Here is an 883-nt window from a genome sequence, read left to right as displayed (position 1 = left end):
CGACGAGGCCACCCATCACGGCATGCAGACCAGCCTTGGCGACACTGCCGTCTTGTAAATCCCATTTGCCTGGTAGGCTTTGGTCACCAATCCAGTTGAACCCCGCCGCCATGAAGGTATTGGCCAGGGTGCTCTGCAGGGCATCGCTGAAGCTGCCATCCTGGCCGACGAGTTTGCTCAGCGCCGCCGAGGTGGTGTTCTGCAGCGCCTGGTTGGCAGCGAATTGGCCCACACCCGACCAACTGCTCAGGCCCGATCCCGGCACGCTGACGGTGCCGGCATTGCTCAGCGGGGTATTGGCGCCCACCGCATTGCTGGTGCTGCTGGCCGCGGTTTCGGTGCCCGTCCACTGGTCGTAGAGGCCCGCCGTCAGGCCGGCCGTGACGCCGGTGACCAGGTAGCCTTTCAAGGCATCGCTGGAGGTCACATCCTTGAACACAGCCCCCAGGTCGCCGCGGTTGTTGACAGTGCTGATGGCAGCACTACTGGTAGCAGAGGTCGCCACAGCGGTGAGCGCCACGTTGGCCCAGCCAGCCCCCATAGTGCCAACTGCAGTACCTGCAGAAACCATTGCTGAAGAGCCTGCGGCAGCCATTGCAGAACCGCTTCCTGCCCCTGCACCTGCTGCACTACCGATGAGCCCGCTCGCAGCATCCGCAGTGAAGTAAGCCACCACGATGGCAATGATCATCATCGCCGCCCCACCCAGCCCCGAATGGCTGTACTTGAAGGAGTCGTGCACTTCCTTCACACGCCGCCAGTCGATATCACCGCGCTGTTCCATCTCCTTCAACCAGGCCAGTTCGGGGTCGGCCTGGACCATCGCCTCGATGGTCTGGCTCACCGTCTGCCGGTTCACTTCCTTGATGTCGATCTGCAGCCC

1 protein-coding gene is annotated in these 883 nt (G+C 63.0%); it reads right to left on the bottom strand.

What is annotated here, in order from left to right:
- Positions 1 to 883, bottom strand: an 883-nt coding sequence (locus DNJ95_RS19115; RefSeq protein ID WP_131186281.1) for a DUF637 domain-containing protein, incomplete at both ends; no start/stop codon positions are given.

This window comes from Stutzerimonas kirkiae, from assembly GCF_004327335.1.
Taxonomy (GTDB): domain Bacteria; phylum Pseudomonadota; class Gammaproteobacteria; order Pseudomonadales; family Pseudomonadaceae; genus Stutzerimonas; species Stutzerimonas kirkiae.
Note: the sequence above shows the minus strand (reverse complement) of the source record. Positions and strands in the feature narration are given on the sequence as shown.